This is a genomic window from Bacillus sp. ISL-45, assembly GCF_018613195.1.
GTDB lineage: Bacteria > Bacillota > Bacilli > Bacillales > Cytobacillaceae > Mesobacillus.
In genome coordinates, this window is the sequence record NZ_JAGGQQ010000019.1 from 314,109 (window position 1) to 339,621 (window position 25,513).

A 25,513-nucleotide genomic window follows, 5' to 3' on the forward strand; every position below is an offset into this window, starting at 1 on the left:
TGTATTACTGGCCAAAAAGTTTGGACTTCAACGAGAGAGTAACGGATTATTTTCCTATAAAAGTTTATAATTTCCGAGGATTATCTGTATCAATCCTGGGTAAAGAAAGGTAATCCTAACAAGGGGTGATAAAGATGAAGACGAAAGAAAAAATGTCAAAAGAAGAGCTATTTAAGCAAATCCAGAATAGTGATGGCAACTTAAGAATTTCGTCGGTGTCCTCAACTGAAGAAGGGGAAGAAGTAATCGCCCTGGCTAAACACCTTGAACTTGAAGGCAAAATCGTATTATTGGAATACTGTTTGGATATGAAGCCACTGGCTGTAACCCTGAAAACCAAAAATCCTGATTAAGAATATAAATTCATAAGGCGACCCACTTTAAAAGTGGTTCGCCTTTTTTGATGGTATATTACTTTCACTTCTCATAAATTATTTTTTCTTTTTACCTGGATCGGCCGCCGCTCCTGGTTTCGCTTTGGCTTCCAAAGTGACCTGCACATGGTATGTTTTCTCATCGACCGCCATTACACTCGCAACTTTTCCTTTACGACCCTTTAGTTTGAGGTTTTCACCAACCTCGGGCACGCGCTGTAACAATTGATTCAGCACCTCATTTTTGTGATCATAAAAGTGGACAACGAACATCTAAATCACCTTTTTCTATAGTATTAGTTTTCCTATCACTAACATATTTGATGGATGCTAGGTTTAGAACTGATTAATAGAACGATTTTTAGTAGGATTGAGTTATTGTTCATCAGGGAAGGATTTGTAGGGAGGACAAAGGATGGATGTTGTTATGGATTTAGACAGGCAAGGGTCAACAGGCGAAATGCTGTAATGAATATGCCGGGTTTATGACAGGTTCACTAGCAAAGGGTGAAAAGCTGTCAAGAAAAAGCCAAATTCGTGACAGGTTCACATGCAGAGGACGAAAAGCTTTTAAAGTGCTACAACTACTAGGAGGTTATGATGATGAAAACATATCAATTCCCGGAAGGTTTTCTATGGGGCGGGGCTACTGCTGCCAACCAAATTGAAGGTGGATATAAAGAAGGGAACAAAGGCTTGAATGTCGCGGATGTTCTGCCAGGAGGAAAAGCAAGATACGATATTTTAACAAAACCTGGTTTCGACTTTGAAATCAAGCCTGATCATTACTATCCGAATCATGAGGCGATCGATTTTTACCATCGATATAAAGAGGATATTGCTTTGTTTGCGGAAATGGGATTCAAGGCTTTCAGGATGTCGATTGCCTGGACGCGGATTTTCCCGAATGGCGATGAACTCGAGCCAAATGAAGAGGGGCTGGCTTTCTACGATCGTGTATTTGATGAACTGCACAAGCATGGAATTGAGCCGGTGGTGACCATTTCCCACTATGAAATGCCGCTGCATTTGGTGAAAGAGTACGGCGGGTGGCGGAACCGGCAGGCTGTCACTTTCTTTGATAGATATGCCAGAACTATTTTAAACCGTTATAAAGATAAGGTTAAGTACTGGATGACGTTCAATGAAATCAATAGTGCTCTGGTGATGCCGATTAACGGCCTTGGTTTTTCGATTGAAAGGGATGAAGATCGATACCAGCCAACTTTCCAGGCGTACCACCACCAATTAGTAGCAAGCGCGAAGGCAGTCAAAGCATGCCATGAGATCATTCCCGGCTCGCAAATCGGCTGTATGATTCTTTTCGCCCCTGTTTACTCATTTGACAGCAATCCGGAAAACGTCCTGCATGCACTTAAAGAAGAGCAGCTTTTCAATTATTATTGCGGTGATGTCCAGGTGCGCGGGGAGTATCCTTCCTTCATGAATCGATACTTTAAAGAACACAATATCCAATTAGAGACCGAAGAAGGTGACCTTGAGTTATTGAAGGATGGTACCGTGGATTATGTTGGATTCAGCTACTATATGTCACGTACCGAGAAAAAGGAGAAGGCAGATGAGGATGCCTCAGAAGGAAATATCATTGGCGGAGTGCGGAACCCATTCCTTGATGTAAGCGACTGGGGCTGGGAAATCGACCCGGTTGGCTTGCGTATCAGCCTGAACAAACTATATGATCGTTATCAGATTCCTCTATTTGTCGTCGAAAATGGCCTGGGAGCCTATGACCAACTCGACGATGATGGCAGGATAAACGATGATTACCGAATTGACTATCTTCGCGAGCATGTTAAAGCAATGGGCGAAGCGATTGAAGATGGAGTCGATTTGATGGGGTATACAAGCTGGGGATGTATCGATATGGTCAGCATGTCAACAGGCGAGTTTTCAAAAAGGTACGGATATATTTATGTGGACAAGCATGACGATGGCAGCGGAACATTAGAACGGAAAAAGAAAAAGTCATTTTACTGGTATAAAGAAGTGATTGAAACCAACGGGAAAAAGCTGTAAGAGGCTTTTGAAGAGCTACCGGCTAGGGCGGCAGCTCTTTTTTATTGAAAAAAATACTTTAACAATAAAAGGGAAATTGAGGATTTTGTCGAATATTACCCTGTTATAAACTTATCAATAGAGGAGAATCGTCGAAAAAAAGGTAAATCACGTAAATGTTATTACATTGGCTGTGATCGCTAATAGAATTGCAGCATAGCACACCAGATTCTTCAAATACTAGGTGTAAGTCTGGATGGAAACAAAGAATCTCTTTTGTTTGGAGAAAAATTAAGGAGGAATACTTATGTTCTTATATAAAATCGATGAGCAGTTATCATTGAAGCTTACCGAGGTATCAGATGCAGAACGACTCTTTGAACTCACCGAAAAAGCTCGGGATTACTTGAAAGAGTGGCTCCCCTGGCTTGATTTTACAACGGACGTTGAAGATACGAGAGAATTTTTAAAAGGCACGATGAAAGGATACGCAGAAAATAAAAGCATGACGACCGTTATTTTATTCGAGGGAGAAATAGTCGGAACTGCAGGCTTTAACAGCATCAACTGGTCAAACAAAACTGCTTACATCGGATATTGGCTCGGTCCTGAATACCAGGGCAAAGGAATCATGACCAGGGTTGCTAGAGCATTGACTGATTATGCCTTTAATCACCTGAAATTGAACAAAGTGGAAATCAGAGCGGCAGAGGAAAATAAAAAGAGCAGAGGGATTCCTGAAAGATTGGGGTTTGTGGAAGAAGGCAGGATCAGGCAAGCCGAATGGTTATATGATCACTATGTAGATCATGTTGTTTTTGGCATTTTGGCAGAAGAGTGGGCCGAGATTAAATCCAGGTCTTAAGTGGGGGGGGAACATGCTATTTCAAAACGGCAGTTTAATAGTACGCATGTTAAAAGAACAAGACAAACACCTATTAGCAAATTGGCTTTCTACTCCTGAGGTTCTTGAATACTATGAAGGAAGAGATAATCCTTTCGATTTAGATAAAGTCGTAAAGGTTTTTTACGCTTCGGAAGACGATGAAGTTAAATGCATAGTTGAGTATGAAGGTATAGCAATTGGCTTCATACAATATTATGAATTGGATGAGGACACTAAGAAAAAGTATGGTTATGAGACGGGAAGAATTTTTGGAACTGACCAGTTTATCGGTGAAATTGACTATTGGAATAAGGGAATTGGCACTTTACTGGTTTCTTCCATGATAGAATTTCTTTTAAACCAGATGAAAGCCGACAAAATAGTGATGGATCCTCAAGTGTGGAATGTGCGAGCAATAAAATGTTATGAAAAGTGCGGCTTCAAAAAAGTTAAACTTCTGCCTGATCACGAATTTCATGAAGGGGAGCTGCGTGATTGTTGGTTGATTGAAAAAAACCAAATATCTAATGGATCGGGACCTTCTAAAATAAAAACTTATGACTGGTGATGCATGACATGATGGCTATGAAAGAATATTTGATTAAGCACAATAAATCCCCTGATATGGATTTCCTAAAAGGTTTTTTATCAAAATGGGCTGGAAATGATGCATTCACTCAAAACCAAATTCTAAGAGGAGTTAAAAGCAAGAATAATTATTATACATATGAGGCTTATGAGGAAGGAACGTTAGTCGGAATACTAACATCTTGGACATCAGAATTTCACCCATATTGTACATACTTCTCTGTGGTCTCAAATCCTTTCTTGGATAATAAAGTAGAAGCTTTATTACTACAGTCATTATATAAGACATCGGGAATAAGGTTTCCACTGCAAACATTAATTTGGGAGACTTCATATCGGCTTAAGACCTTCTATGAAGACAATGAATTTGACGAAATCAGAAGAACCTATATGCCTGTGCTAACAAGCTCGAAAATTGAAATTAACCAGGTTTTTCCGGATATTGCGGCACATAACCTTACTATAAAAGATCTTTATAGTATTAAAGATAATGAGCTACTAAAACTAAAGCTAATAAGCCTTGTTAAGGAGAACTACAGCCGGGTTCACGCTAAGAATCCTGTTGGAGAACACGATTTAGTTGAATGGGAAAAGTTAATTTTTAACGAAGGAACCAATCTAAAGGGCAGTTATATTGCTTTAAAGGACAATGAACTGGTCGCTTATTCGTTACTACATTCTTCAGAAACACCTAATATGTTTGAATTCGGATGGAGAGGCACAAGGAATTACACGGATGTCAGAGTTATGTTAATGCTGACAGCGCTTCAAGTGAATTTCGCAGCAGAAAATGATGTAGATTTTATCGAAGCAGAAATAGATTCTACAGATCATTTTGCCAAAGAGATGTTAAAGTTCTTTCCTTTTTCTTCAGCCCCGGCGTTATTGACTTTTCAAAAGAGGGAAATCGCTGAATGATTTATTTGAAGTGGGCCATTTTTGATTCAGAGTATTATATGACCAGGTTACAGTAAGACCAATAAATGTCCATAAATGTTTCTATTAAATGCTCAGGCAAGGTGCTTGAGCATTTTTAAAGCTGCCCTTTATAAAAGCGATTCCGCTCCATCTATATAGACTTCTGTCCCGGTAATATGCGAAGACAGGTCGGAAGCGAGAAAGAAGACGAGGTCTGCTACCTGTTCTGGCTTTCCGGCGTGTTCCTCCAATGGTTGATTGCCCTCCGGATATTCAACTGGGATTTTAATTTTTTCGAGATCATCCTCTTGCGGGAAGGTGTTTTTGCCTATGTTGGTTTCGATTGCGCCCGGGCAGATGATATTGACCCGGATTTTGAACTGGGATAGCTCGAGTGCCGCCATTTTTCCGAATCCTGTCTGCCCGATTTTCGAAGTACTGTAGGCAGACATACCGAAATTCTTATAGATCCTGTTTCCGTTAATAGAACTCGTGATAATGACGCTGCCGCCATGCTTTTTCATATGGGGGATCGCATATTTTACGGTAAGAAAGGTTCCCTTGAGGTTCGTGTTGATCGTTTCGTCCCAATCCTCTGGAGCCAGGTCTTCAATTGGCGCAATGACTCCATTGATGCCTGCGTTGGCAAAGACAATATCTACTTTCCCCCAGGTATCCACAACCTTTTGATAGCTTCTTTCCATTTCTTCTGGGTTTGCAATATCACATTCAACGATTTGCGCGTTCCCGCCAGCCTCTTCAATTGACTCCTTAACGTCCCTGGCGTTTTCTTCCTTCACATCAATCAACGCTACTTTTGCACCCTCCTTGGCCAGTTTAATCGCTGCTGCTTTTCCAATTCCGGAGCTTGCACCTGTTATAAAAGCGACCTTCCCATCTAATTGGCTCATTATTGCTGCCTCCTTCTTGGTGATGCGGATATTTTTAACTATGCCCCATTTATTGAAAAATAAAACTGTGGGAGCTATCAAACTAGCATTCTATGAAACTTTTTCCAAACAAGTACGTATTAAATACTATGCCTCCTTAATCCATGGAGGATTTTTTTTCACAAGGATATGTCGAATGAAAGGGTTATTTGTAATTTTATTGGTGCAGGAGGTTGGAACATAAATGGACAAGCAGGAAAAAATCATTAATAAGATTGATGAACTATTGACTGAATTAAAGACGGGGAGAGAGGAAAGGTCGGCCTCTCTGGGGGCACATTCAGTGAGACCAACAAAGCTTAGTATATTTAGCAGGAGTCTAATTATTTTACTCTTCATAGCTTCAGTTTTAGGTGCTGGATTATGGTATGTTTCGGGAAACACGGGGAAGGCAGAGTCGACTGTATTCATTGAACAAGTTCACGGATTGGCAACATTGGCCACGGCAGAGGCACATGTGAAGGTCATCCTTGAGCAGGAGGATAATGAGTTATTCGGGGAGAAAATCCACTTTAATATACCTGGGACAAAGCGTGAAATGCTTTTGATCGTTCCAGCAACCGTGACCGCGGGTGTTGATTTGCAGGGAATCGATCAAGATGACTTAAAAGTAGATGAAGAGAAAAAGGTAGTAGAGATTGTACTGCCTCAGGCAAAATTCATACAAGAGCCATCAGTAAAGATGGACGAGGTCAGGACCTTTTCGGATGAAGGAATTTTCCGTGGGAAAATAGAGTGGGATCAAGGATTCAATTTGGCAGCAATAGCCCAGGAAGAAATTAAGCAAGAAGCAATAGATGCAGGAATTTTACAAAAAGCTGATAAAAATGCTGAAACCGTATTAAAGGAGTTTTTTGGACATTTGGGATACAAGGTCACTATAAATAGATGATAATAATATTATGTTAACCTGTAATAGTGCAAAACCGAAAACGCAATTAAGAGCGGTTTAGACCATCCTTCTAAAAAATATTGTTCTTCCTTAATATTTTCAGCCATCTTGCAAATATTATTATTAAACCCAAGTGTTGGGTTATATTAGGACTGGTTAGCGAGTCGCTACAGAACTTAGCCATTTGACAAAAGAAAAAATGAGGTGAAATGGATGAGAATTTGCGAGGTTTGTGGACGGAAAGATGTTTCAGAGAACAAAGAAGAAAAGCTTTTCCAACCTGTGAGGCTTCATGTATGCGAGAGCTGCAAGCAGGACAGGAGGATGACTCCCCTGGGTGATTGGGCATTTTAAAATAAATCCAGGCGCAGGCCTGGATTATTTGGCTCTCGATGCGAGAGCCTAGTTTTCATCCAAACCGTCAATAGAGACAAGCTGTCTTTCTTCATGAGTTCCTCTTGACGAAATGACTGCCATGCTCGAAGTAGTATCGATGCTTTCAATCCAGATTGGCACTCCGTGGTAATGGACAGGAATTTCATTTTCCGCAGCTAATATTTCCTTCACACGTTGTAAGTCCATATTTCTCTCACCTCATATTTAAAATATCCATTGAGATGATTCGGTATGTATGATGGACGTGTTTGTTGAAAAAGAAATCAAAAAAGCGAACCAAGCTGATGATGTTGGCTCGCTTTTGCTAATTATTCAGTTAGGTCTTTAATCTTCTTTCCTTCAACGTAAGAGGGAATCTGCAATCCAAGAAGCTCATAAATAGTGGGAGCTATATCGAGATTGGAGACTGGATCTATTTGTTTACCATTAGGGATTTCAGGTCCCGTAGCCATAAAAACTGCTCTCAGTTTCTCGCGATTTGGGTTGCCGCCATGGGTGCCAAACTCAGGAGTTGGTTTTACGATATGCGATTCACCCTGGCCCATTATATACCCGGGTGCAGCCATTAATAAAACATCTCCGGCATTTCGCTCCTTTGACTTTTTACGATGAGATATTTTCTTTATATCCTGATAGGGGTGGACATTAGCGTTTGTTAGATATCCAATTAACTCCTTTGTATTTTCCTTTACACCGGTAAACGACAAATTCACTGTGCTGTTCCATATTTCTCTGAGTTGATGCTTGATGACAGGACCGTTTTCATTCCTGTTCACCCTGATTCCTTTGAAGGCCTGGATAATTTCGTTACGCACCTGTTCATAATTATCTTCTGGAACTATTCCATGCTTTTCTCTCGATTTTAAGTTGATGTATACGTGAGCTGCCGAACCACTTGGAACGGCAATTGCTTTTGATCTTTTAAGATCAATCTTTCCATCAGAATCCAACACAAGAAGGCCATTGTCTTTTAAAACTTTATTGGGCTCTAATGCTGAGTGCGCCGGTTCCATGCCATGGTCAGAAACAATGAGGAGATGGTCATTCCCATCGAGGGAATTTACGGTCTTGCCGACAACCTTGTCCGCAACCTTATATGACCATTCAATATATTCCATGTACTTTCTTGATTTTTCAGGTGAATAATCAGGTTGTCTCGGGTCTGTAAGGAGATACTTGTGCTCCTGATGGTCAATTTGAGGTGCATAGAACATCATCAAATCTGGCTGATATTCATTTTTGATGAAGAGTGATACATCTGTTACCCAATTGACGAATCTCTCGGAAATTTCTTCATATTCCTTCCTGGAAATCCAGCCTTTTTCTAATGCAATATCATCATCCTGAGGCGGAAAAAAACCGAATTTGTTCCTAATTAAGTCCGCAAATCCTTGAGGTCCATCAATTAGGCCTGACGTCACCTCTGAACGGTACATCACAGCATCCTTAGCTAATCCTGGGTCTGCAGATGTGAATTTGAACCAGAAACCTGCTGTCTTGCTTTCCTTTACCTGCAGGCTGACTGAGCCCCATTCTTTAGCACTTACTCCTTTATGATCAATTGTTTTATTACTTGTAACTATAAATTTGTCGTAATTTTTTTCCTGGTCGTTGGTTGAATCATATGCCAAAACATGAATTTTCTTGTTTTTACTGTCCTCGACTTGAATCATGAAAGATGTTTCCTTCAATGGGCTAAAGCTTGACGGAGAGTTGTTCCATCCTGATGCTTCAGAGAATTTGAGTTTTTCCTGTTTGCTGGGGGACCAAGTATCTCCATAATAAATCGTGTAGTCCGCCTGCTTTCCAATGGAAGGATTTGCCCCGGCAAACGCAACTGCTGCAGTTGTTTTTCCCTGCTTCCGGGCTGTGACCCATAGTGGGTCTACCTCAAATTCACTTAAAAAGGCATTTTTCTGGTTTGTCAATGCCGCATCTTTCTGTTGCCATGCATTGCTGACAATTGATGTTTGCAGCGGAGTTGCGCCAGTCGCAATAGCTGCGTGTGATGGGGCAGTAAGGGAAGGGCTAACCGTCTTGGCATATTTGGCCATTGTTCCTTTTTCGATAACATTTTCTATATTAGGCAGTTTGCCGTCTTTTATGAAACTCCGTGTGAGGTCATTGCGCATGCCGTCAAAAGAAATAAGAATGACCTGTCGATCACCGGCTGCAATTGCCAGTGGTACATTGATGGTTAAAAAAGTTATAAATAATAGAATGATTGCTTTAAAAAATCTTGTAGTCATAAACTCTCCCTGATTTGATGTTATAACAGGCATTTACCTATTTTTAAGGTGATTAAAACTATTAAAAAATTGGTTATTCAGCTCTCAGGCAATCTTCAGATAGCTGCTCGATAAAATCTGCATAAATTCATGATATAAAACTTAATATAAGCTGTTTTTGCATAGATTGCTGCTTTACCAACATCTGCTCTTTTCCGAAGTAATTGAGGTATCGGAGTTCTTTTCCAGGAGACATTTACTTGAATTACAATAACACTCGTGAAATTTGGAAGCAGCAATGATTGCGGAAAATGCTTTTATTAAGCAGGGAGGGTAAGCAAAATGAATCTGAATCGGAGACTTGTAATGGCATTGTTATCCATTACCACTGCATTATTATTAACAGCTTGTGCTGGTGAAGAAGAGAAATCCAGCAAGGAAGATCACAACAGCCATGCAAATATGGAGCACTCTGGATCGGGTGAGTTACCCGAAGGTCTAGAGGAAGCCGCTGATCCAACATACGAAGTCGGCAGTCAGGTAATCATTAAGGATGACCATATGCCAGGCATGGATGGAGCGAAAGCGACTATAGTCGGAGCATATGATACTGTCGTCTATTCCCTGTCTTATGATCCGACGAACGGCGGAGATCGTGTAGAACAGCATAAGTGGGTCATCCATGAAGAGCTGCTTGATGCAGGAGACGAACCATTGAAGCCGGGTGATGAAACTACAATCAATACCGATCATATGGAAGGAATGCGAGGGGCAAAAGCGGTCATTGATTCAGCTGAAGAAATGACAGTATACATGGTCGATTTCACGCCAACAGATGGCTCTGAAAAAGTAACGAACCATCAGTGGGTAACCGAAGATGAACTTGCTCCTGCTAACTAATATCGAAGATTACCAAAATCATGCAGGATTGTCCCTTTTAAGTCAGGGTATATAAGTACTAAGACAAGAGGAGGGATGACGCATGAAGAAATTAATCAAGACGGCGCTTAAATGGGGACCTGTTCTATATCCAATTGTAAAAAAAATGATGAATAACAGGAAATCATCCTCAATGAAAACTAGCTATTCAAAATAAATGAAAATCATGACCGTACAGTAGTCGATGTTATCTTCTGTGCGGTTTTTCTATGTTTTAGGCTCTTTCTCAAACTTTGTTGCTAATGACCGCAAAATACTATTGAATGAACTATGTTTCATTGCAAAGTTGGCTCAAATAGCATGCAAACTTAATACTGACCTACTAATTAGCTTTATATCACTTTAAAATCGGCTTTAGGATTAAACAACAATCTTTACGATAACAGCCTTCTTTTTAGTTTTGATTGAGCTTCACCACTCTTGAGTAACAGTCATTAATCATGTAAGTGATAAAATAATCTTTATATTTCAGACTATTGTTCATGTTATAATGTTAAAATGAATCATAAACTGTGTTTTTGTATTGATAATACATAAAGCTGGCTTGCACGGGTCTTTTAAAAGGAAGGTATCTATGGTCGAGGAAAATATCACGAGAATAGAAATGAATGGCAAGGAATACATACTGATTGGAACTGCACATGTTTCAAAGCATAGTGCTGAGCAGGTGAAGGAGGTAATTGAAGCTGAGAGGCCGGATTCTGTCTGTGTCGAATTGGACGAGCAGCGCTACCAGACGATTACCGAAGGTTCAAAGTGGCAGGAGATGGATATCATTCAGGTCATCAAAGAAAAGCGAGCTTCTTTATTATTAATGAATCTTGCTATTTCATCATTCCAAAACCGCATGGCGAAAGAGCTTGGCATCAAAGCAGGACAGGAGATGATCCAGGGCATTGATTCCGCGAAGGAAGTGGGAGCAAACCTTGTGCTTGCAGACCGAAACATCCAGATTACTTTTTCACGGATTTGGGGAAACCTTGGCTTGAAAGGCAAGGCAATACTGCTAAGCCAAATCATTACGAGCATTTTCAGCAAGGACAGCATCTCGGAGGAAGAACTGGAAAAGCTGAAGGAACAGGATACAATCAACGCAATGCTTAATGAATTCACTGAGACATTTCCTCGTTTGAAGAAGCCATTGATTGACGAGCGTGACCAATATTTAGCTCAGAAAATCAAGGAAGCACCTGGAGAAAAAATCGTCGCTGTCCTGGGAGCGGCACACGTACCGGGAATCATAGAAGAGCTTAAAAAAGATCATGATTTGAAAAAACTAAGGGAAATCCCGCCGAAATCCAATTGGCCAAAAGTCATTGGCTGGAGCATTCCAATCTTGATCCTGGCTATTATCGTCTATACGTTTGTGGCTAACCCAACTGCTGGTTTCGCCCAAACTGTCAGCTGGATCTTATGGAATGGCAGCCTTTCCGCCCTGGGAGCTGCCATCGCAATGGGGCATCCATTGACCATTTTAACTGCATTTATAGCAGCCCCAATTACTTCATTGAATCCCTTGCTTGCCGCTGGCTGGTTCGCCGGATTGGCACAGGCTTATATCCGCAGGCCGAGTGTAAAGGACTTTGAGACACTTTCTGAGGATGTTTTTAGTTTAAAAGGATTCTGGCGGAACAAAGTCAGCCGGATCTTGCTGATTGTCGTACTTGCCAACCTGGGAAGCTCCCTAGGAACCTTTATTGGCGGCGCTGACGTGATCAGGGTCTTTATCGAGAACTTATAAAGATATGAACGAAATCTGTTGATTTCGTTCTTTTTTTATGGTTCTTTTCGAAAAATTTGTCGCATTCACAGTATACGCATTTTTGCTCAAAAGTCTTCTCGAAAAGAGCTTCAGCAGCTTTCATAAACCAGGAGCGGCGTCTTGTACTGAAGCAACAATAAATGCCAAAAAGCTTTTTTCATAAACGCAAGAAAACGAGAAGGAACTTGTGGAAAAAAGAGGAATTCTGTTACATAAAATGGAATAAGAATAGGGAAAGATTTTACAATGGAGTGATACTGTGAACGTTTTAAAACCAGCTCTGTCTATTTCAATCTTAATTCATTTCCTATACATAGTAGGTATTCTGTTTTTTGCTTACTTTAACAACATGTTTCTAACTAATAACGCTTTTCATATAGGTGAAATCCCAATCCTCTTAATGTTTTCAACGATCGTTTTTACAGCAATCATCAGCTTGATCCTCTGGGTTATTGGAAATGCGAATATAAAAGGCTAAACACTATGTAAAAGTGCAACCCATCTGTGTAACGGACCAAAAAAAAATCATCCTCAAATGTGGGATGACTAGAAGGTGAATGTACAACTTTAATGACGGCTTACTTTTTCGTCTTTTTTCTCGAGTTCTTTTCGAATTCAATCTGTCGTTTTGCATCCTTTTTAAAAGCTTCCATTGCCTTGCTGTACAACAAACTCACCTTCAGCACCTCCTTCATTCATTCTTATTACCTTCGTTCCCGGTGACTGCCCCTGTAAAACTTAAATTAGGAACAAAATTAAAAAAGGTTTATTAGAAATTTTATGAAGGAAGAAACTTTATTATGAAGAAAAGACGCCCGGATCTTCTGGGCGTCTTTTCTTTACTTTTTATTCACTTGTCTGCCGCTTTTTTTCTGGCTCTGCGATTTCGTATTTCCGACCTGGAACTCTGCGCCCAGTTCGATATCATTTCTTTTATCATGCTTTTCAATTTGTTCTCTTGTTTGGTCTTTGTTACTCATACCTTGTCTCGCCATTCTTTTCAGCTCACTTTCTTTCGATGTATCTTTTAAAGCCTTATTATTATGTTCATTTAAAAAAGAATTATTGATTGGTGATATCTGATTGTCCCCGTATTACTTTGTCATAAAAAACCTGGAATCCATATAAAACTAGGGTTTTGAATAAAAACACTATCGATAGTTGGAATTTTGTTAACCGTACCAATGTGACATAGCCAAATTTCTTGAAGATGTTCAGCCCATAATAGGTAAATAGAGAGTCAATCAGGATATTGACCAATAGATAAAGATTGAACTTTTTATAGGTGTATTTCATGATCCAGAAGGAGCCTATAAAAAATGGCCCCCAAATTAAGGGCATTTCACCTAAAACATTTGGTTTAATTTTAAATGGAAACCACCACCATTTTCTTCTTTCAGCCAGTCTTCCTTCAAACATTAGGTAAATTCCCATGAACAACGTACCGGGCAGGAACTTCCTGAAAGTTTGTTTACCAAGAAGAGGCAGCGAAAGCCAGGGCAGGACTGCCATTAAAAATATGTAAAGTTTAAGATTCTTCATAAGCAACTCCTTTTGGAATTGATTTTTTTAGTATCTCCACAACAGGATAAAAGATGAGTGATATTAAAATTTTCTTTCGATCATCATTTCTTACTCTTTTGAACAGTAAGTATAAGAAGGAAAAGGAGGGGGAAAGAGATGATTTCTCTTTGGGATGAACATTCATTTTGGCTGGAAATGCTGCAAGATCACGCTTATTTTGTCAGGGACGGTTTGTCTCCTAATGAGTCGGAGTATGTTGAAATCGCTAGGCAATTTATACGGTTATATGACGAACTTTTAGGCGAGTTACAATCGATTCCTCGTCATGCTGGCTACGAGGACAGACAAATGATTGATTTTTCAAGAAGAGCATGGCAGATAGCTAAAAGTTATTATGATTTTGAAGGTACACTGCAGTCATCGCGGATAGATAACAAAGTTAACCTTAGCCTTTCACCAACCTATTTAAACGGTACACTAAGTGAAAATCAGGAATATTTACGGATATTGAGCTATCTGGTACAAGGCCAGGAACCAGTTCGGTTGTCAGTAACAGAGATTATGGATCTTTGGCTTGAAGATCAACTTGGACACGCAGTACTTTTTGAAAATCTGCTCGATCCGATTGAAGTTGGAGCAAATACAGCAGCACAGGAGTACAAGCGAAGATTCCAGCTATACATTGTGCAAAATCACCATTTAAAGAATTATCTGCGGGTAAAACAGCCCGGCTTTGCCCGCCAGCAGGCATTCATCTATGAAGTAGGAAAGACGACGCTGGAAATGAATCAATTTATTAGAAATATGGTGGAGAAGTACAAGGGCAATACACTTTTGAATAAATCAAATCTCCGCTTTCTGGAGCATCACTTTCCAGAAACCTGTTACTTTCTTGCCAGTTTAAGCTACTATGAACCAAGGCTGCAGGCAGAAGTGGGTAAATGCTCCTTGTCGAAGCCGTCGTTTTAGGCATAATACAAAAGAATGAAGTGAGTCCGGCTGGTTGCACAGTGAATCAAAAACAACGGGAAGAATCCCGTTGTTTTTGATGTTCGTTTTTTACAATCCAACAGGCCAGGTTTCTTGATTGTAGGCCATGTCCCAAAACATGAATTCATACTGGCTGCTGATGATAAAATGCTGTTTCATTTTTTCTTTTTCCATACTTGGCGCTTCCATTGCCAGTTGATCAAGTCTGCTAAGCTGCTCATTTACCAATTCACTGAACCATTCTCCTCCATATGCTTGAATCCATTCCTGATAAATTTGGACATTGGGCGTGGACCCCTTAAGCAATTGTCCAATGTCATGGTAAATCCAGTAGCATGGCAGGATGGCTGCGATAATTTCAGCCAGGCTTCCGGAAGCAGCAACCCGATAAAGATGGGAAGTGTAAGCATAGGCAGTAGGAGAGGGGTTAAACTCCGCTAATTCTTGTTTTGTTACTTCCAGTTGCTGTAGAAAATTTTCATGCAAGCCAAGTTCAGCCTCATATGTTCCCATCGAATGGGCTGCCATTCTCGAAGTGGTGAACAAATCAGCTGCTCTCGACGCACCGATTGCCTGAATCCTGGCAAAATGGGAAAGATAATAGGAATCCTGTAAAACATAATAGCGAAAGGATTCCAATGCTAAATTACCATTGGCAATTCCCTGTACAAATGGGTGATCAAAATTTGCCCGCCAGATTGGCTCAGCCTGTTTCTTTAACTCATCAGTAAAACTCTTCATTAAAAAGCTCCTCCTCTTCCTATTTAGCCCAATAAAAAAAACCACTTTCAGCTGAAAGTGGTTGTATTGGCACAACAAAAAAATGTCCCAAAGTCCACTTTCCTACGCTGGTATAAACCAGATCAGGTTCCAAGGGTCTTAAAGTCTCACTTTAATCTCAGCCTTAAATCAAAGGCACCCCTAGTGGTAAAATACGGTTATTTATATTTCATCTGTAATCATAAACGCATCGCTGTTTAAGAGTCAAGCAATTAGTGGAGAAATCAATTGTGAAAAAATTTGGTGCTAATTGTGAACATTATGTGACATTTATTTGTAAATTCTGTTAATATAAAAATTACATATGAAAAAGTGGGGGAATGAGAAGTGGGAAAACTTCTTATGTATTTTTATTTAATCGTTGGATTGTATTGTCTTGTAAGCGGATTCCTGGCATTGATGTCCCATGGATTCCAGCATGCAGTATTATCACTATTTCTGGCCGCATTTAATTTCGCGATGTTTTCTTTATTCAGAAAAGAAGGCAAGCTGCCACGATTGCGTTTAATCAAAGGACGAAAAGGCGAGATGGCTAAAATTTAATCCTTTCCGATAAGTGGAGGTTATATGGAGTAGAATCAGGTTGGGATAAAATGACTGCGCCGAACTGAAAGTTGTCCGAAGTAAGGCGTGTTGGGACAATATCTTGCTGGCACAAGCAAAAGTTGTCCGAAGTAGGGGCAAGTTCGGACAAAATCCTGCTGCCTTAAGTAAAAGTTGTCTGAAGTAGGGGCAAGTTCGGACAAAATCCTGCTGCCTTAAGTAAAAGTTGTCTAAAGTAGGGGCAAGTTCGGACAAAATCCTACTGGCACAGGCAAAAGTTGTCCGAAGTAGGGGCATGTTCAGACAAAATCTCGCTGGCCCAACCGAAAGTTGTCTGAAGTAGTGTAAAGTTCGGACAAAATCCGCTGGCACAAGTAAAAGTTGTCCGAAGTAGGGGCATGTTCGGACAAAATCCTGCTGCCTCAGGCAAAAGTTGTCCGAAGTAGGGGCATGTTCGGACAAAATCTCGCTGGCACAAGTAAAAGTTGTCCGAAGTAGGGGCATGTTCGGACAAAATCCTGCTGCCTCAGGCAAAAGTTGTCCGAAGTAGGGGCATGTTCGGACAAAATCTCGCTGGCCCAAGCGAAAGTTGTCCGAAGTAGGAACAAGTTCGGACAAAATTCTGCTGCTTCAGGCAAAAGTTGTCCGAAGTAGGGGCATGTTCAGACAAAATCTCGCTGGCCCAACCGAAAGTTGTCTGAAGTAGGAACAAGTTCGGACAAAATCCAGCTGCCTCAACCGAAAGTTGTCCGAAGTAGGGGCAAGTTCAGACAAAATCTAGATGCCTCAGGCAAAAGTTGTCCGAAGTAGGGGCAAGTTCAGACAAAATCTAGATGCCTCAGGCAAAAGTTGTCCGAAGTAGGGGCATGTTCGGACAAAATCCAGCTGCCTCAACCGAAAGTTGTCCGAAGTAGCATCAAGTTCGGACAAAATCTCGACCACACAATCCAAAGCTGTCCGAAGCGTCGCAATGAACAAAAAAACCAGGCGTTCCTAAAAAGGAATACCTGGTTTCTATTTTTTTAATGCGAGTGTCCAGAAGTCATGACCCAGATGGATCCGGCAACTATAACGACTGCTATAAAAGCTGAATAAATGATATTGATGTTATTGGTCATTTTATCATCGCCTTCATTAATGTGCATGAACATGTATAGCTGGATTCCGGCCTGGGTAACTGCCAGTGTGCCGATGATCCACATGACTGCCTTCATTGAAAGTGAGCTCTGAAGGGCAATCCATGCTGCTCCGAACGTCAGGACTAATGACATGAAGAATCCGATGACATGGCTGATTGGGAAGCCTTTTGTATGCTTATCCATTTTACATCACCAACCCTTGTAAATAAACAAATGTGAAGATGAAGATCCAGACGACGTCAAGGAAGTGCCAGTACAGTCCGAAGATGAATGCTTTGCGGGCTGTAACAGGTGTCAGTCCTCGCTGCAAAATTTGGATAATCAGCAGAATCGCCCAGCCAATCCCGATTGTGACGTGCAAACCGTGTGTTCCAAGCAGTACGAAGAAACTGGATAGGAACGCGCTTGTCTGCATCGTAGCACCTTCATGGACATAGTGCATGAATTCGCGAACCTCCATGAACAGGAAGCCGCCGCCCAGCAATAATGTGAATACGAGCCACATCAGCATGCCTTTAATATTGCTTCTGCGCATTTCGAAGATCGAGATTCCCATTGTAAAACTGCTTGTCAGCAGCAGGAAAGTCTGGATCATGACGTCTCTGACAATAAAAATATCTTTTTGCGTAGGGCCGCCTGCATATCTTTCACCAAGTACTCCATACACTCCGAAAAGGGTAGCGAAGAGCACGATTTCAGCTCCGAGGAAGACCCAGAAGCCGAGGATATTCATCCTGTTTTGTTCTGTTTGGTATTCAAGCGGCAAAGCGGCATTAACTTTAGCTGACATGGTTCTTCACTCCTTTGTTCGCGCCTTTTCTCCATTTGTTTTCTGTCTCAAAGATTTCGTCCTTGTGGACATGGAAACCTTCATCATAGTCAAATGAGCGGAAGGCAAGGCCAGCGAGAATACCTAAAGCGGCAACTCCGGCTGCAACCGTCCATTCGAAAACAAGCAGGAATCCAGAAATTCCGAATACGACACCCAAATAAATCGGGATCCACGTGTTGCTTGGCAGATGGATTTCTTCAATCTCATCTTCTGTCAGCGGTTGAAGTTGATCGTTCTTTTTCATGTGCCAGAATGCATCTTGCTTTGTAACCTCAGGGAGCGAAGCAAAATTATAGTGCTGTACAGGTGTTGCAGTAGCCCACTCAAGTGTTCTAGCATCCCATGGGTCATTGCCAATATTACGGTCAGCATGGCGAGCGCTCCAGTAGATATTGTAAACAAGCGCCGCGAAGCCTGCTGCAAGAATGACCGAGCCAACAGCGGAAATCATCATCAAGGGACCGAACCCAGTTTCTGCTGAGTAAGTGTACGCGCGGCGCACCGCACCGTCAAGTCCAAGGAAGAACATTGGCATGAACGTTACGTTGAACCCAACAACGAACAGCCAGAAGTGCCATTTGCCGATTTTTTCATTTAGCATGTAGCCAAACATCTTAGGCCACCAGAAGTAAAGACCGGCAAAGATCGGGAACACAACGCCCGGAATCAATACATAGTGGAAGTGTGCCACAAGGAATAATGTGTTGTGATACTGATAGTCTGCTGCGGCCATCGCCAGCATGACTCCAGTTACACCGCCGATGACAAAGTTAGGAACGAACGCCAATGCCCAAAGCATGGCAGTTGTAAACTTGATCCGCCCTTTTCTCATCGTGAACAGCCAGTTGAATACCTTAACCCCGGTCGGGATGGCAATTGCCATCGTAGTGATCGAGAAGAACGAGTTCACGCCTGCGCTGTTGCCCATTGTGAAAAAGTGGTGAACCCAAACGAGCATACTCAGAACCGAAATCATCACGATTGAGATGACCATTGATTTATAACCATATAAGGTTTTACGGGCAAAAGTTGAAATAATATCTGACAGCATACCGAATGCTGGCAGAACTACGATATAAACTTCAGGGTGTCCCCATAGCCAGAAGAGGTTCGCCCAAAGCATATCCATACCGCCGCCGGAGATGGTAAAAAAGTGAGTACCGAACGTGCGGTCAAAAGTCATCAATGCCAGTGCTACTGTGAAAATAGGGAAGCTGGCTACGATAATGATCGAAGTGATGAAAGATGTCCATGTGAACATCGGCATCTTCATCAAAGTCATGCCTTTAGTTCTCATTTTTAAAACTGTGACAACGAAGTTAATACCTGTCATCAAAGTACCGGCACCTGCTATTTGCAGGGCAACTGCGTAAAAGTTATTCCCGATGCCAGGACTGAATTCTTTACCGGCAAGAGGGAAGTAGGATGTCCATCCTGCGTCAGGAGAGCCGCCAATGATGAACGAAATATTGAACAGCGCTGCACCGCTCACAGTCAGCCAGAAGCTAAGGGCATTCAGCTGAGGGAAAGCAACGTCACGGGCACCAATCTGCAGCGGTATCACAAAGTTCATGAGACCAATCAGCAGCGGCATAGCAACAAATAAGATCATGATGACGCCGTGTGTTGTAAATACCTCGTTATAGTGCTGTGCGTTAAGGAAGTCATTTTCCGGTACAGCTGTCTGGCCCTTCATCATCAGACCATCGATTCCGCCCCGGAGAAACATCACGACGCCAAGCAGGATATACATAATCCCAATCTTCTTGTGGTCAACAGTTGTAAACCACTCCGACCAAAGGTAATTCCATTTTTTAAAATAGGTGAGACCGGCTAATGCTCCAACTAATGTCAAGGCGATCCCGATTTGTGATGCGAAAATTAACGGATCACCCGTTACGAAAAATTCATCCCACTTAATGCCCACTGTGGTCACCCCCGTGTGAATCTTCAGTTTCAGATTCTTTATGGTTCATATCTTCATTGTTTTCGTGATTAGAATTCTCAATGTTTCCATCTTTATTTTTGTAATTGTCTTTGTCCTCAAAGATCTTTCCTGGCCAGCCATGTCCTCTGTCGTACATCTCTGGATTCGTGTAGTTCTTTGAATGCGGATCGGAGTGGTCAACCCACTCAAGGTGTGTATTAGAGAATGTCTTGCGGCCAAGATGGGAAGGCTCAAGCATTTTCTCATACTCTTCCAGTGTCATTTTTGGAGCTGTTTCTCTTACATCTTTGATCCACTGGTCAAAATCCTTTTGTGTTTGCGAAAGTACTTCAAACTCCATACCTGCATATCCTTGGCCGTTGAAGTTCGTGTTCTTGCCGACATAGGATCCAGGATTGTCAGCAACAAGATATAGCTGCGTTTCAGCCTTAGCCATCGTGTATTTCTGGCCAGCCAGCGCAGGAATCCAGAAGCTTTGCATTGTTCCAGCAGAAGTCAGCCTGAAATCAATCGGACGATCCTCGGGAATATTTACATAGTTGACGGTTTCGATTCCTTGTTCCGGATAGCTGAAAATCCATTTCCAGTCAGCGGATGTAACGTTGATGACAAGAGGTTCTTTATTCTCATAGCCTTTCGGGATTTCATCTATTGCATAAATTGTTTTGACTGTAGGGATTGTCAAAGCAACGATTATTAAAATCGGAATCACAGTCCAGATAATCTCCAATACTGTGCTGCCGTGTTCTTCAGGGGGCTCGTAACCCATATTGTCCTTCCGTTCACGGTATTTCCAGACGATGAATGCGAAAAGTCCGAAAACGACAACTGTAACAAGTAACATCAGAGCAATCGAAAAGTTGATCAACTCAAGAATTTGCCTTGCGATTGGTCCCTCCGGATTGAATACCACCATATTGTTTTCACAGCCGCTAAGCAACAGCACAGCCATGATCGAGGTGAGGGAGACCAAAAATAGTTTTGATTTCTTCATCACTGCAGCTCCTTTCAAATATCAACCTTGTTCATTTTATCACAAACTTATGTTCATTTGTTCACAAAGTTGTTTAAAGTGATCCGAAAATGAACGGTAAGTTGTGGCAAAAGGTGTGATAAATATCACACCGCTTTATTTGTAATCATTCTAACATGGAAATTGTTACGATTTTGAAGTCAAATGTGAACAAATTATGAAAACAATAATTGTCAACTTAGTGAATTAAAAAGAATATAGGTTGACGAAAAAAAGCAGAACCCCAAATTAGAAGTCCTGCTTTACAAACTCATAGTTTCTTTCAATATATGTCTCCAGTGCTGGATGAAATTCTTTTTCATAATGGCCTGCTGGACAAGCTTTAATGATGATCGCCTTGCATGAAGGATTTTCTTTTACTTCCAGCGCTGCCTGGCAACGTGGGCACTTTTCAACAAAAAGATTCATTTAATTATCCCTCCTATAATTCCTATGTGTTTAGTATGAAATATTGTCACATTATATTCAATGGTTAATGAGACCAATTATGTAACTATGTGAGATAATTGAAAACAAACTTTAGACTTTCTTAATAGTAGAATCAAGATTTTAAATCATCGGGGTGTATTTATGTTAAAAGATAACTTATCGGGAATGACAGTCATTATAACGGGGGCTAACAGTGGAATCGGCTACGAAGCAGCCAAGAAACTTTCAGAAAAGGGGGCCCAGGTTATCCTAGCTGTAAGAAATGCGGAAAAGGGCAAGTTGGCAATCGATTCAATACGGAAAGAAAATCAGGAAGCATCAGTTGAAATAATGAGTCTTGATTTGGCCGATCTCGCAAGTGTCAGCAATTTCTCAGCTGCTTACACGAAAAAATACCGTTCACTTGATATATTAGTCAATAATGCTGGCGTCATGATCCCTCCATATGGTAAGACAAAGGATGGTTTTGAACTTCAATTCGGCAGCAATCACCTGGGGCATTTTGCGCTGACCGGCCTTTTACTCCCTCTTCTGAAAAAAACATCAGGTTCCCGGGTTGTCACTTTAAGCAGTATCGCTCACCGGGGTGCATCAATTAATTTCGATAATTTAGATGGCTCAAATGGATACAAAGCTATGAAGTTTTATGGCCAGAGCAAACTCGCAAATCTGTTATTCGCAAGGGAGCTTGACAATCGGTTTAAACAGAATGGCATCGAGACAATCAGCGTCGCTTGCCATCCGGGAATATCCAATACGAATTTATTCAATTTAGGGAAAGGGGAAACTCCCAAATATCTAAAAGGTCTTATGAAGTTATTTTCCCAGCCGGCTGCCATGGGAGCTCTTCCAACCATTTACGCAGCAGTGGATGACAGCCTGACTGGCGGTGAATACATCGGTCCTGATGGCAAGGGTAACAGAAAAGGATTTCCGGCAATTGAAATTCCGGCACAAGGTGTATTTAATAAAGAAATAATGACAAAATTATGGGTCGTCTCTGAAGAATTAACGGGAGTAAGATATGAATTTTAGAGACTCTAATCGGAGTCTCTTATGGTAAAAAAAGTTATCGTAAAATAATTTATTTGATGTAAACGTTTTCAATAATGTTCATCATCTCTCTTTAATAAGTTGATACGAAAACGTTCATAGTTTGTTCAACATTTCACAATCTATTATTCCCTTTATATGCTAATCTTTAATTAGAAAAAGAAAAAGGAGTGATTGAAATGATGTACTGCGAATTCAAACCCTTCTCAACTGATACAGAAACGTATACCCAGGAAATGCTCGAGGAAGTCATTGGTGATGAATTTGAAGCGATGATGTATAAGGATGACAAAGATATTCCCGCTTATATCTGGACTGTAAACTTCGTAGTCATTGTTAAAAGAAGTACAAAGTTTTTAACCGACATAAGTTTTGAAAAAATACCAAGAAACCCAGTCTGTGAGTAAAAAAATTTTTTCAAACTTCGTGAAAACATTCACAAATTTGAACTGCAACAATTAAAGTTCTGCCTAAAATACCGCCTATAACCCAAGAACAATAAGGAGGTCCTGAAAATGGGGACAGTTGAAAAAGTGGTAAAAGAGCAATCATCAGTTACAAAAATGGTAGATAGTTTATTGGATAAAGGTTTAAAGGCACTTGCGAAAATGCGGGAGCTTGATCAAGAAGCAGTGAATAATATCGTAAAGGAAATGGCGCTGGCAGGTCTTGATCAGCATATGCCGCTTGCTAAAATGGCAGTTGAAGAAACAAAACGGGGAGTTTACGAAGATAAGATCATCAAGAACATGTTTGCTACCGAATATGTGTACCACAATATCAAATATGATAAAACAGCTGGCATCATCGACGAAAATGAACACGAAGGCATGATCACGATTGCTGAGCCAGTTGGCGTGATCGCCGGGGTAACACCGGTGACGAATCCCACCTCAACAACCATGTTCAAAGCGTTAATCTCGATTAAGACTAGAAACCCAATCATATTCGCTTTCCATCCATCTGCCCAAAAATGCAGCAGTGAGGCTGCCAGAATTCTCCGTGACGCAGCCGTTAGGGCAGGAGCACCAGTTGATTGTATCCAGTGGATTGAAAAACCGTCCCTCGAAGCGACACAATCTTTGATGAACCATCCAAAGATTTCTCTGATTTTAGCTACTGGCGGTGCCGGAATGGTAAAATCCGCGTATAGTTCAGGAAAGCCAGCATTAGGCGTTGGGCCTGGTAATGTACCTTGCTATATTGAACGTACTGCCAATGTAAAAAGGGCAGTCAATGACCTGATTTTATCTAAGACATTCGACAATGGGATGATTTGCGCTTCTGAACAGGCAGTTATCATCGATAAAGAAATCTACCATGATGTAAAAACGGAAATGATTGCGAATAGCTGCTACTTTTTAAGTGATGAAGAAAGATCGAAGGTTGAGAAGCTTGTCATAAATGAGCACTCATGTGCTGTTAATGCAGATATAGTCGGGATGCCGGCTCATAAGATTGCGGAAATGGCAGGTGTGACAGTGCCTGAAGAGACAAAAATACTTGTTGCAGAGCTGAAAGGAGTAGGCCCGCAATATCCTCTATCACGAGAAAAGTTAAGTCCGGTACTGGCTTGCTATAAAGTGAACGGTACAGAAGAAGGACTTAAGCGGGCTGAAGAAATGCTTGAATTTGGCGGACTTGGCCACTCTGCTGTTATCCATTCAACCAGTGATGAAGTGATTAAAGCATTCGGTTTAAGAATGAAGGCAGGACGCATCATCGTAAATGCTCCTTCTTCCCAGGGAGCAATCGGCGATATCTATAACGCCTACCTGCCATCCTTGACCCTGGGCTGCGGAACTTATGGCGGGAACTCCGTTTCAACCAACGTAGGTGCAATCAACTTGATAAATGTAAAAAAAGTGGCAAGAAGGAACGTGAATATGCAGTGGTTTAAAGTGCCCTCAAAAATCTACTTTGAAAAGAATTCAACGCAATATTTAGCGAAAATGCCTAAAATCACGAAAGCCTTTATCGTTACAGACCCTGGAATGGTGAAACTGGGATATGTAGATAGAGTACTGTATCACTTGAGAAAACGTCCAGACTATGTCCACTGTGAAATTTTCTCTGATGTAGAGCCAGATCCATCTATCGAAACAGTAATGAAGGGTGCGGAAATGATGGCGAGTTTCCAGCCTGATGTCATCATTGCTTTGGGCGGCGGCTCAGCAATGGACGCAGCGAAAGGCATGTGGCTGTTCTATGAATATCCTGACACTGACTTCCACGGCTTGAAGCAGAAATTCCTGGATATTCGGAAGCGGATCGTCAAATACCCGCAGCTTGGCCGCAAAGCCCAGTTTGTAGCGATTCCGACGACATCCGGAACAGGTTCAGAAGTGACATCCTTCTCGGTCATTACTGATAAAAAAGCGAACATTAAATATCCGCTAGCAGACTATGAGTTGACACCAGATGTAGCTATTGTCGATCCTCAATTTGTCATGACGGTGCCTAAGCATATTACTGCCGATACTGGAATGGACGTATTGACTCACGCAATTGAAGCCTATGTCAGCTGCATGGCCAATGACTATACAGATGGCCTCGCAATTAAAGCCATCCAGCTAATATTTGAATATTTGCCAAGAGCATACCGAAATGGCCAGGACGAAGTGGCTCGTGAGAAAGTCCACAACGCGTCAACAATTGCCGGTATGGCATTTGCCAATGCATTCCTTGGAATCAACCACAGCCTTGCCCACAAGCTCGGTGCAGAATTCCATATCGCCCACGGCCGTTCTAATACAATTTTGATGCCGCATGTCATTCGTTATAACGCGACTAAACCGAAGAAATTCACAGCATTCCCTAAGTATGAAAGCTTCGTCGCTGATCAGCGATACGCCGAAATTTCGCGTATACTTGGCCTTCCTTCCCGCAACACGGAAGAAGGAGTTGAAAGTCTTGTCCAGGCGATCATTAAGTTGGCTAAAGAAATGGATATTCCAATGAGCATTGAAGCAAATGGAGTTGACAAAGCAGAATTTGAAGCAAAGGTCGACCAGCTTGCCGATCGCGCATTCGAAGACCAGTGCACAACGGCCAATCCTAAGCTTCCATTAGTGTCAGAGTTGGCTGAAATCTATCGATTAGCTTATAAGGGAGTTTAATAGACAAAAAGGGATGGAACCTAGGTTCCATCCCTTTTTGTCCCTATAATAAGCAACTTGGCCTATTTTAGTGGCAACTGCGTTTAAAACTGTCCTATTTACCTAGAGAAAATGGTAATAAATTAACTAGTAAGAATATTTAGGATATTATATTATGTATCCCGGATAACTATT

At 41.4% G+C, this 25,513-nt stretch carries 26 protein-coding genes and 1 riboswitch; of the genes, 14 read left to right on the forward strand and 12 right to left on the reverse strand.

The features are described from left to right. Positions 1-134: 134 nt before the first annotated feature. Positions 135-353 carry a hypothetical protein gene (locus J7E35_RS20825; RefSeq protein WP_214783485.1) on the forward strand — a complete coding sequence of 73 codons (219 nt, stop codon included), beginning with the start codon at positions 135-137 and terminating at the stop codon, positions 351-353. Between the two features lie 78 nt (positions 354-431). Here J7E35_RS20825 and J7E35_RS20830 read toward each other — a convergent pair whose 3' ends face one another. Further along, complete coding sequence (locus J7E35_RS20830) at positions 432-647, reverse strand: hypothetical protein (RefSeq protein ID WP_214783488.1); 216 nt, start codon at positions 645-647, stop codon at positions 432-434. Between the two features lie 330 nt (positions 648-977). Here J7E35_RS20830 and J7E35_RS20835 point away from each other — a divergent pair, with 330 nt between their 5' ends. The 4 genes from J7E35_RS20835 to J7E35_RS20850 all read left to right on the forward strand — a co-directional run bounded on the left by J7E35_RS20835 (position 978) and on the right by J7E35_RS20850 (position 4,782). After that, positions 978-2,411 carry a glycoside hydrolase family 1 protein gene (locus J7E35_RS20835; RefSeq protein WP_214783491.1) on the forward strand — a complete coding sequence of 478 codons (1,434 nt, stop codon included), beginning with the start codon at positions 978-980 and terminating at the stop codon, positions 2,409-2,411. Positions 2,412-2,697: 286 nt separating this feature from the next. Further along, on the forward strand, positions 2,698-3,255 hold the full coding sequence (locus J7E35_RS20840) for a GNAT family N-acetyltransferase (protein WP_214783494.1): 558 nt from the start codon (positions 2,698-2,700) through the stop codon (positions 3,253-3,255). Positions 3,256-3,268: 13 nt separating this feature from the next. Further along, positions 3,269-3,844 (forward strand): GNAT family N-acetyltransferase, encoded by a 576-nt coding sequence (locus tag J7E35_RS20845; RefSeq protein ID WP_214783497.1) that lies wholly within the window; start codon positions 3,269-3,271, stop codon positions 3,842-3,844. A gap of 11 nt (positions 3,845-3,855) precedes the next feature. Continuing rightward, positions 3,856-4,782 (forward strand): hypothetical protein, encoded by a 927-nt coding sequence (locus J7E35_RS20850; RefSeq protein WP_214783500.1) that lies wholly within the window; start codon positions 3,856-3,858, stop codon positions 4,780-4,782. A 128-nt stretch (positions 4,783-4,910) separates the two neighbouring features. Here the strand turns inward: J7E35_RS20850 and J7E35_RS20855 are convergent, their stop codons facing one another. Continuing rightward, positions 4,911-5,693, reverse strand: coding sequence for an SDR family oxidoreductase (locus J7E35_RS20855; protein WP_214783503.1), 783 nt, complete (start codon positions 5,691-5,693; stop codon positions 4,911-4,913). A 223-nt stretch (positions 5,694-5,916) separates the two neighbouring features. Here J7E35_RS20855 and J7E35_RS20860 point away from each other — a divergent pair, with 223 nt between their 5' ends. Then, entirely contained in the window at positions 5,917-6,624 is a 708-nt protein-coding gene (locus tag J7E35_RS20860) for a DUF4230 domain-containing protein (protein WP_214783506.1), read from the forward strand. Positions 6,625-7,026: 402 nt separating this feature from the next. On the opposite strand, the gene J7E35_RS20865 is transcribed toward J7E35_RS20860, so the two are convergent. Further along, on the reverse strand, positions 7,027-7,206 hold the full coding sequence (locus tag J7E35_RS20865) for an H-type small acid-soluble spore protein (RefSeq protein WP_214783509.1): 180 nt from the start codon (positions 7,204-7,206) through the stop codon (positions 7,027-7,029). Positions 7,207-7,328: 122 nt separating this feature from the next. Then, positions 7,329-9,269 (reverse strand): alkaline phosphatase family protein, encoded by a 1,941-nt coding sequence (locus J7E35_RS20870; protein WP_214783512.1) that lies wholly within the window; start codon positions 9,267-9,269, stop codon positions 7,329-7,331. A 321-nt stretch (positions 9,270-9,590) separates the two neighbouring features. Between J7E35_RS20870 and J7E35_RS20875 the strand changes: the two genes are divergently transcribed. From J7E35_RS20875 to J7E35_RS23630, 3 genes are all read left to right on the forward strand, one after another. Next, positions 9,591-10,148, forward strand: coding sequence for a YdhK family protein (locus J7E35_RS20875; RefSeq protein ID WP_214783515.1), 558 nt, complete (start codon positions 9,591-9,593; stop codon positions 10,146-10,148). 613 nt (positions 10,149-10,761) lie between these two features. Continuing rightward, positions 10,762-11,928 (forward strand): TraB/GumN family protein, encoded by a 1,167-nt coding sequence (locus J7E35_RS20880; protein ID WP_214783518.1) that lies wholly within the window; start codon positions 10,762-10,764, stop codon positions 11,926-11,928. A gap of 370 nt (positions 11,929-12,298) precedes the next feature. Next, positions 12,299-12,427 carry a hypothetical protein gene (locus J7E35_RS23630; RefSeq protein ID WP_285290826.1) on the forward strand — a complete coding sequence of 43 codons (129 nt, stop codon included), beginning with the start codon at positions 12,299-12,301 and terminating at the stop codon, positions 12,425-12,427. 361 nt (positions 12,428-12,788) lie between these two features. Here the strand turns inward: J7E35_RS23630 and J7E35_RS20885 are convergent, their stop codons facing one another. Then, positions 12,789-12,929 (reverse strand): hypothetical protein, encoded by a 141-nt coding sequence (locus tag J7E35_RS20885; RefSeq protein ID WP_214783696.1) that lies wholly within the window; start codon positions 12,927-12,929, stop codon positions 12,789-12,791. Positions 12,930-13,011: 82 nt separating this feature from the next. Continuing rightward, on the reverse strand, positions 13,012-13,491 hold the full coding sequence (locus tag J7E35_RS20890) for a hypothetical protein (RefSeq protein ID WP_214783521.1): 480 nt from the start codon (positions 13,489-13,491) through the stop codon (positions 13,012-13,014). 138 nt (positions 13,492-13,629) lie between these two features. On the opposite strand from J7E35_RS20890, the gene J7E35_RS20895 reads away from it, so the two are divergent. Then, positions 13,630-14,442: a DUF2935 domain-containing protein gene (locus J7E35_RS20895; RefSeq protein ID WP_214783524.1), complete on the forward strand. Its 813-nt coding sequence runs from the start codon at positions 13,630-13,632 to the stop codon at positions 14,440-14,442. A gap of 90 nt (positions 14,443-14,532) precedes the next feature. Here the strand turns inward: J7E35_RS20895 and tenA are convergent, their stop codons facing one another. Beyond that, on the reverse strand, positions 14,533-15,204 hold the full coding sequence (gene tenA, locus J7E35_RS20900) for a thiaminase II (RefSeq protein ID WP_214783527.1): 672 nt from the start codon (positions 15,202-15,204) through the stop codon (positions 14,533-14,535). An 82-nt stretch (positions 15,205-15,286) separates the two neighbouring features. Then, a riboswitch (TPP riboswitch) is annotated at positions 15,287-15,396 on the reverse strand. A 174-nt stretch (positions 15,397-15,570) separates the two neighbouring features. Here tenA and J7E35_RS20905 point away from each other — a divergent pair. Next, complete coding sequence (locus tag J7E35_RS20905; protein ID WP_214783530.1) at positions 15,571-15,786, forward strand: hypothetical protein; 216 nt, start codon at positions 15,571-15,573, stop codon at positions 15,784-15,786. 1,022 nt (positions 15,787-16,808) lie between these two features. Here J7E35_RS20905 and qoxD read toward each other — a convergent pair. The 5 genes from qoxD to J7E35_RS20930 form a co-directional block, all read right to left on the reverse strand. Then, a complete protein-coding gene (gene qoxD, locus J7E35_RS20910) occupies positions 16,809-17,108 on the reverse strand; it encodes a cytochrome aa3 quinol oxidase subunit IV (protein ID WP_214783533.1) in 300 nt (99 codons plus the stop codon). 1 nt (position 17,109) lies between these two features. Continuing rightward, positions 17,110-17,715: a cytochrome aa3 quinol oxidase subunit III gene (qoxC, locus tag J7E35_RS20915; RefSeq protein ID WP_214783536.1), complete on the reverse strand. Its 606-nt coding sequence runs from the start codon at positions 17,713-17,715 to the stop codon at positions 17,110-17,112. After that, entirely contained in the window at positions 17,705-19,684 is a 1,980-nt protein-coding gene (qoxB, locus tag J7E35_RS20920) for a cytochrome aa3 quinol oxidase subunit I (RefSeq protein WP_214783539.1), read from the reverse strand. Before qoxB ends, qoxC begins: the two co-directional genes overlap by 11 nt. Continuing rightward, positions 19,674-20,699, reverse strand: coding sequence for a cytochrome aa3 quinol oxidase subunit II (qoxA, locus tag J7E35_RS20925; protein WP_214783542.1), 1,026 nt, complete (start codon positions 20,697-20,699; stop codon positions 19,674-19,676). The genes qoxB and qoxA overlap by 11 nt, the downstream gene beginning before the upstream one ends. A gap of 267 nt (positions 20,700-20,966) precedes the next feature. After that, positions 20,967-21,146: a hypothetical protein gene (locus tag J7E35_RS20930; protein ID WP_214783545.1), complete on the reverse strand. Its 180-nt coding sequence runs from the start codon at positions 21,144-21,146 to the stop codon at positions 20,967-20,969. Positions 21,147-21,332: 186 nt separating this feature from the next. Between J7E35_RS20930 and J7E35_RS20935 the strand changes: the two genes are divergently transcribed. The 3 genes from J7E35_RS20935 to adhE all read left to right on the forward strand — a co-directional run bounded on the left by J7E35_RS20935 (position 21,333) and on the right by adhE (position 25,339). After that, a complete protein-coding gene (locus tag J7E35_RS20935; RefSeq protein WP_251041139.1) occupies positions 21,333-22,202 on the forward strand; it encodes an oxidoreductase in 870 nt (289 codons plus the stop codon). A 197-nt stretch (positions 22,203-22,399) separates the two neighbouring features. Next, a complete protein-coding gene (locus J7E35_RS20940) occupies positions 22,400-22,627 on the forward strand; it encodes a hypothetical protein (protein ID WP_214783551.1) in 228 nt (75 codons plus the stop codon). Between the two features lie 108 nt (positions 22,628-22,735). Continuing rightward, a complete protein-coding gene (gene adhE, locus J7E35_RS20945) occupies positions 22,736-25,339 on the forward strand; it encodes a bifunctional acetaldehyde-CoA/alcohol dehydrogenase (protein ID WP_214783554.1) in 2,604 nt (867 codons plus the stop codon). Positions 25,340-25,513: the final 174 nt, after the last annotated feature.

Excerpts from the sequence above, each read along its gene's own strand:
- J7E35_RS20860 (WP_214783506.1), top strand. The coding sequence starts at position 5,917 with ATGGACAAGCAGGAAAAAATCATTAATAAGATTGATGAACTATTGACT.
- J7E35_RS20835 (WP_214783491.1), top strand. The coding sequence starts at position 978 with ATGAAAACATATCAATTCCCGGAAGGTTTTCTATGGGGCGGGGCTACT.
- J7E35_RS20850 (WP_214783500.1), top strand. The coding sequence starts at position 3,856 with ATGGCTATGAAAGAATATTTGATTAAGCACAATAAATCCCCTGATATG.
- J7E35_RS20885 (WP_214783696.1), bottom strand. The coding sequence starts at position 12,929 with ATGAGTAACAAAGACCAAACAAGAGAACAAATTGAAAAGCATGATAAA.
- qoxC (WP_214783536.1), bottom strand. The coding sequence starts at position 17,715 with ATGTCAGCTAAAGTTAATGCCGCTTTGCCGCTTGAATACCAAACAGAA.
- J7E35_RS20830 (WP_214783488.1), bottom strand. The coding sequence starts at position 647 with ATGTTCGTTGTCCACTTTTATGATCACAAAAATGAGGTGCTGAATCAA.
- J7E35_RS20865 (WP_214783509.1), bottom strand. The coding sequence starts at position 7,206 with ATGGACTTACAACGTGTGAAGGAAATATTAGCTGCGGAAAATGAAATT.
- J7E35_RS23630 (WP_285290826.1), top strand. The coding sequence starts at position 12,299 with ATGTTTCTAACTAATAACGCTTTTCATATAGGTGAAATCCCAATCCTC.
- J7E35_RS20880 (WP_214783518.1), top strand. The coding sequence starts at position 10,762 with ATGGTCGAGGAAAATATCACGAGAATAGAAATGAATGGCAAGGAATAC.
- J7E35_RS20845 (WP_214783497.1), top strand. The coding sequence starts at position 3,269 with ATGCTATTTCAAAACGGCAGTTTAATAGTACGCATGTTAAAAGAACAA.
- J7E35_RS20935 (WP_251041139.1), top strand. The coding sequence starts at position 21,333 with ATGACAGTCATTATAACGGGGGCTAACAGTGGAATCGGCTACGAAGCA.
- qoxA (WP_214783542.1), bottom strand. The coding sequence starts at position 20,699 with ATGAAGAAATCAAAACTATTTTTGGTCTCCCTCACCTCGATCATGGCT.
- qoxD (WP_214783533.1), bottom strand. The coding sequence starts at position 17,108 with ATGGATAAGCATACAAAAGGCTTCCCAATCAGCCATGTCATCGGATTC.
- J7E35_RS20930 (WP_214783545.1), bottom strand. The coding sequence starts at position 21,146 with ATGAATCTTTTTGTTGAAAAGTGCCCACGTTGCCAGGCAGCGCTGGAA.
- J7E35_RS20855 (WP_214783503.1), bottom strand. The coding sequence starts at position 5,693 with ATGAGCCAATTAGATGGGAAGGTCGCTTTTATAACAGGTGCAAGCTCC.
- J7E35_RS20940 (WP_214783551.1), top strand. The coding sequence starts at position 22,400 with ATGATGTACTGCGAATTCAAACCCTTCTCAACTGATACAGAAACGTAT.
- J7E35_RS20870 (WP_214783512.1), bottom strand. The coding sequence starts at position 9,269 with ATGACTACAAGATTTTTTAAAGCAATCATTCTATTATTTATAACTTTT.
- J7E35_RS20890 (WP_214783521.1), bottom strand. The coding sequence starts at position 13,491 with ATGAAGAATCTTAAACTTTACATATTTTTAATGGCAGTCCTGCCCTGG.
- adhE (WP_214783554.1), top strand. The coding sequence starts at position 22,736 with ATGGGGACAGTTGAAAAAGTGGTAAAAGAGCAATCATCAGTTACAAAA.
- J7E35_RS20895 (WP_214783524.1), top strand. The coding sequence starts at position 13,630 with ATGATTTCTCTTTGGGATGAACATTCATTTTGGCTGGAAATGCTGCAA.
- J7E35_RS20840 (WP_214783494.1), top strand. The coding sequence starts at position 2,698 with ATGTTCTTATATAAAATCGATGAGCAGTTATCATTGAAGCTTACCGAG.
- J7E35_RS20875 (WP_214783515.1), top strand. The coding sequence starts at position 9,591 with ATGAATCTGAATCGGAGACTTGTAATGGCATTGTTATCCATTACCACT.
- tenA (WP_214783527.1), bottom strand. The coding sequence starts at position 15,204 with ATGAAGAGTTTTACTGATGAGTTAAAGAAACAGGCTGAGCCAATCTGG.
- J7E35_RS20825 (WP_214783485.1), top strand. The coding sequence starts at position 135 with ATGAAGACGAAAGAAAAAATGTCAAAAGAAGAGCTATTTAAGCAAATC.